This window comes from Francisella philomiragia subsp. philomiragia ATCC 25015 (assembly GCF_000156715.1).
GTDB lineage: Bacteria > Pseudomonadota > Gammaproteobacteria > Francisellales > Francisellaceae > Francisella > Francisella philomiragia.
Window position 1 is genome coordinate 1 of the sequence record NZ_DS999310.1, and the last position, 5,182, is coordinate 5,182.

The window sequence follows — 5,182 nt, forward strand, 5'->3', positions numbered from 1 at the left end:
TTTTTAATTTGGTAAGTATATAAACACAAAAGCCCCATATTTCTATGAGGCTTTTTGTATTGCTTATCACGATAAGACTTTGATGTAATAAGATGGCGATTACCTACTTTCACCTGGGCATTGCCAGACTATCATCGGCGTATTGTAGTTTCACTTCTGAGTTCGGAATGGGATCAGGTGGTTCCTACAAGCTATTATCGCCAAAACTGTGTTTTGGATAATATATCTTATAAAGATATTTAACAATTCAGCATAGAAATAGACTTAAGTCTCTCGGATCATTAGTACTGGTAAGCTTCATACATTGCTGTACTTCCACACCCAGCCTATCAACGTCGTAGTCTCCAACGTTCCTTACTGATTTTCATCAGAGAGATCTAATCTTGAAGGAGGCTTCCCGCTTAGATGCTTTCAGCGGTTATCCCTTCCGAACGTAGCTACCCGGCAATGCTTCTGGCGAAACAACCGGAACACCAGTGGTTCGTTCACTCCGGTCCTCTCGTACTAGGAGCAACTCTTCTCAAATCTCTAACGCCCACGGCAGATAGGGACCGAACTGTCTCACGACGTTCTGAACCCAGCTCGCGTACCACTTTAAATGGCGAACAGCCATACCCTTGGGACCTGCTTCAGCCCCAGGATGTGATGAGCCGACATCGAGGTGCCAAACTCCTCCGTCGATATGAACTCTTGGGAGGAATCAGCCTGTTATCCCCGGAGTACCTTTTATCCGTTGAGCGATGGCCCTTCCATACGGGACCACCGGATCACTAAGACCTACTTTCGTACCTGCTCGAGCCGTCACTCTCGCAGTCAAGCGCACTTTTGCCTTTATACTCTTGGCACGATTTCCGACCGTACCGAGTGCACCTTCGTACTCCTCCGTTACTCTTTAGGAGGAGACCGCCCCAGTCAAACTACCCACCATACACTGTCCTCGAATCTCTCCTGAGTTAGAACTTCAAATATTCAAGGGTGGTATTTCAAGGACGACTCCACAACTACTGGCGTAGCTGCTTCAAAGTCTCCCACCTATCCTACACATAAATATTCAAAGTCCAGTGCAAAGCTATAGTAAAGGTTCACGGGGTCTTTCCGTCTAACCGCGGGTACACTGCATCTTCACAGCGATTTCAATTTCACTGAGTCTCTGGTGGAGACAGTGTGGCCGTCGTTACGCCATTCGTGCAGGTCGGAACTTACCCGACAAGGAATTTCGCTACCTTAGGACCGTTATAGTTACGGCCGCCGTTTACTGGGGCTTCGATCCAGAGCTTCGCTTGCGCTAACCCCTTCAATTAACCTTCCAGCACCGGGCAGGCGTCACACCCTATACTTCATCTTACGATTTAGCAGAGTGCTGTGTTTTTGATAAACAGTCGCAGCCACCTGGTATTTGCAACCCCCAACAGCTCAGAGAGCAAGTCTCATCACCATCAAGGGCACACCTTCTTCCAAAGTTACGGTGTCATTTTGCCTAGTTCCTTCACCAGAGTTATCTCATAGCCTTAGTATTCTCTACCTACCCACCAGTGTCGGTTTACAGTACGGTCGCTTATACAATATACTTAGAAGCTTTTCCTGGAAGCATGGTATCAATAGCTTCGTCAAACAAGTTTGACTTCGTCTCGTATCTCAGATCAACAAGATGCCGGATTTGCCTAGCACCTCTACCTACATACTTTCACCTGGACAACCATCCGCCAGGCCTACCTAACCTTCTCCGTCCCTCCTTCGTTCATATAAGCGGCACAGGAATATTAACCTGTTTCCCATCGACTTCACTCTTCAGCTACGCCTTAGGGGCCGGCTTACCCTACGTTGATTAACATTGCGTAGGAATCCTTGGGTTTTCGGCCAATAAGAATCTCACTTATTTTACGTTACTCATGTCAGCATTCGCACTTCTGATACCTCCAGCATGCTTCTCAACACACCTTCATCGGCTTACAGAACGCTCCCCTACCAATATACTAAATATATTCCGCAACTTCGGTGCATAGCTTAGCCCCGTTAAATCTTACGTGCAGGCCGACTCGACCAGTGAGCTATTACGCTTTCTTTAAAGGGTGGCTGCTTCTAAGCCAACCTCCTGGCTGTCTGGGCCTTCCCACTTCGTTTCCCACTTAGCTATGACTTGGGGACCTTAGTTGGCGGTCTGGGCTGTTTCCCTTTCCACTGCGGACCTTAGCACCCGCAGTGTGTCTCCCGTGATTGAACTTCATCGTATTCTGAGTTTGCATCGAGTCAGTAAGGTCGTAAAACCCCCATTGTCGAAACAGTGCTTTACCCCAATGAGTTATACACGAGGCACTACCTAAATAGTTTTCGGGGAGAACCAGCTATCTCCGTGCTTGATTAGCCTTTCACTCCGATCCACAGCTCATCCCATACTTTTGCAACAGTATTGGGTTCGGTCCTCCAGTTGGTATTACCCAACCTTCAACCTGGCCATGGATAGATCGCGCCGGTTTCGGGTCTACTCCTAGCGACTTGTCGCCCTATTAAAACTCGCTTTCGCTACGGATCCCTTATTCAGTTATCCTCGCCACTAAAAGTAACTCGCTGACCCATTATACAAAAGGTACGCAGTCACATTACTAAATAATGCTCCTACTGCTTGTATGCAAGCGGTTTCAGATTCTATTTCACTCCCTTTATAAGGGTTCTTTTCACCTTTCCCTCACGGTACTAGTTCACTATCGGTCATTCAGGAGTATTTAGCCTTGGAGGATGGTCCCCCCATATTCAGACAAGGTTCCACGTGCCCCGTCCTACTTGTTCGTATGCTTAGTTCCACTGTGATTATTTCGTATACGGGACTATCACCCTCTATCGTCAAGCTTCCCAACTTGTTCTACTACAATTACAGCTAAATCATACCAGGCTCTTCCCACTTCGCTCGCCACTACTATGGGAATCTCAATTGATTTCTCTTCCTAAGGGTACTTAGATGTTTCAGTTCCCCTCGTTCGCTCTACACTCTATATCGAGTGAGTACCTAACTTGTGTTAGGTGGGTTCCCCCATTCGGAAATCTCCGGATCAAAGCTTATTTACCAGCTCCCCGAAGCTTATCGCAGATTAACACGTCCTTCATCGCCTCTGAATGCCAAGGCATCCACCGCTTGCACTTATTTTCTTAAGTCTATTTCTATACTAAATTGTTAAATATCTCTATCTTCGTGTAAATAAATATGGTGGAGCCAAGCGGGATCGAACCGCTGACCCCCTGCGTGCAAAGCAGGTGCTCTCCCAGCTGAGCTATGGCCCCAAAATTACTGGTGGGTCTGAGTAGACTCGAACTACCGACCTCACCCTTATCAGGGGTGCGCTCTAACCAACTGAGCTACAGACCCGTATTCTATTTACACTAAAATATATTATCTACAAACACTATGCTAAATCACTTGAATATGTATTTAGAGCTTATTTCTATTTTTTCGTATTTCCGTTAAGGAGGTGATCCAGCCGCAGGTTCCCCTACGGCTACCTTGTTACGACTTCACCCCAGTCATGAATCACTCCGTGGTAAACGCCCATTCGTTAAGCTATCTACTTCTGGAGCAACCCACTCCCATGGTGTGACGGGCGGTGTGTACAAGACCCGGGAACGTATTCACCGCAGTATTCTGACCTGCGATTACTAGCGATTCCGACTTCATGCAGTCGAGTTGCAGACTGCAATCCGGACTAAGAGTACCTTTCTGAGTTTCGCTCCAGCTCGCACCTTCGCAGCCCTCTGTAATACCCATTGTAGCACGTGTGTAGCCCTGGTCGTAAGGGCCATGATGACTTGACGTCGTCCCCACCTTCCTCCGCCTTGTCAGCGGCAGTCTCAATAGAGTACCCAACTTAATGATGGTAACTATCAATAGGGGTTGCGCTCGTTGCGGGACTTAACCCAACATTTCACAACACGAGCTGACGACAGCCGTGCAGCACCTGTCACTGCGTTCCCGAAGGCACCAATCTATCTCTAGAAAGTTCGCAGGATGTCAAGACCAGGTAAGGTTCTTCGCGTTGCATCGAATTAAACCACATGCTCCACCGCTTGTGCGGGTCCCCGTCAATTCCTTTGAGTTTTAGCCTTGCGGCCGTAGTCCCCAGGCGGAGTACTTAACGCGTTAGCTGCGCCACTAGATCCTTTACACCGAATCCAACAGCTAGTACTCATCGTTTACAGCGTGGACTACCAGGGTATCTAATCCTGTTTGATCCCCACGCTTTCGTCCCTCAGTGTCAGTATTGGTCCAGAATGTTGCCTTCGCCATTGGTGTTCCTTCTGATCTCTACGCATTTCACCGCTACACCAGAAATTCCCCATTCCTCTACCATACTCTAGTTTGCCAGTATCAAATGCAGTTCCAAGGTTGAGCCCTGGGCTTTCACATCTGACTTAACAAACCACCTACAGACCCTTTACGCCCAGTAATTCCGATTAACGCTCGGACCCCCCGTATTACCGCGGCTGCTGGCACGGAGTTAGCCGGTCCTTATTCTTTGGGTAACGTCCTTCCTACAAGCTATTAACTTATAGGCTTTCCTCCCCAACTAAAGTGCTTTACAACCCTAGAGCCTTCTTCACACACATGGCATTGCTGGATCAGGGTTTCCCCCATTGTCCAATATTCCCCACTGCTGCCTCCCGTAGGAGTTTGGGCCGTGTCTCAGTCCCAATGTGGCTGATCATCCTCTCAAATCAGCTATGGATCGTAGCCTTGGTAGGCCCTTACCCCACCAACTAGCTAATCCAACGCAGGCTCATCCATCTGCGGCAGCCTAAGCCACCTTTAATCCACAGATATTATGCGGTATTAACAGTCGTTTCCAACTGGTATCCCCCTCAAATGGGCAGATTCCTACGCGTTACTCACCCGTCCGCCACTCGTCAGCATCCGAAGACCTGTTACCGTTCGACTTGCATGTGTTAAGCATGCCACCAGCGTTCAATCTGAGCCAGGATCAAACTCTTCAGTTTAATTCTCAAATTCTGACTCTAACTACTGATACTCAAATTCTTTAACAAAGTGTTTGTATATAATATATCTCTTAAATATCTTTGAAGCCTTAGCTTCTCACCGTTAACATCACTCGTCAGCCGGTGAAGACATATAATACGCATCCTCCAATCAAAATGCAACACCTTTTTTTAAAAAATTTAAACTTTTTACAACTTTTTT

Annotated in this window: 2 tRNA genes and 3 rRNA genes; all 5 read right to left on the reverse strand. The window is 47.5% G+C overall.

Features of this window, described 5'->3' with window-relative positions:
* Nucleotides 1-90 precede the first annotated feature (90 nt).
* Nucleotides 91-205: ribosomal RNA gene (gene rrf, locus FTPG_RS00165) — 5S ribosomal RNA — on the reverse strand.
* Nucleotides 206-260: 55 nt separating this feature from the next.
* Nucleotides 261-3,147 (reverse strand): 23S ribosomal RNA (locus tag FTPG_RS00170).
* 50 nt (nucleotides 3,148-3,197) lie between these two features.
* A tRNA-Ala gene (locus FTPG_RS00175) sits at nucleotides 3,198-3,273 on the reverse strand.
* An 8-nt stretch (nucleotides 3,274-3,281) separates the two neighbouring features.
* Nucleotides 3,282-3,358: transfer RNA gene (locus FTPG_RS00180), tRNA-Ile, on the reverse strand.
* Nucleotides 3,359-3,454: 96 nt separating this feature from the next.
* A 16S ribosomal RNA gene (locus FTPG_RS00185) occupies nucleotides 3,455-4,980 on the reverse strand.
* The 16S, 23S and 5S rRNA genes sit together here with 2 tRNA genes alongside, the layout of an rRNA operon.
* Between the last annotated feature and the right edge of the window lie 202 nt (nucleotides 4,981-5,182).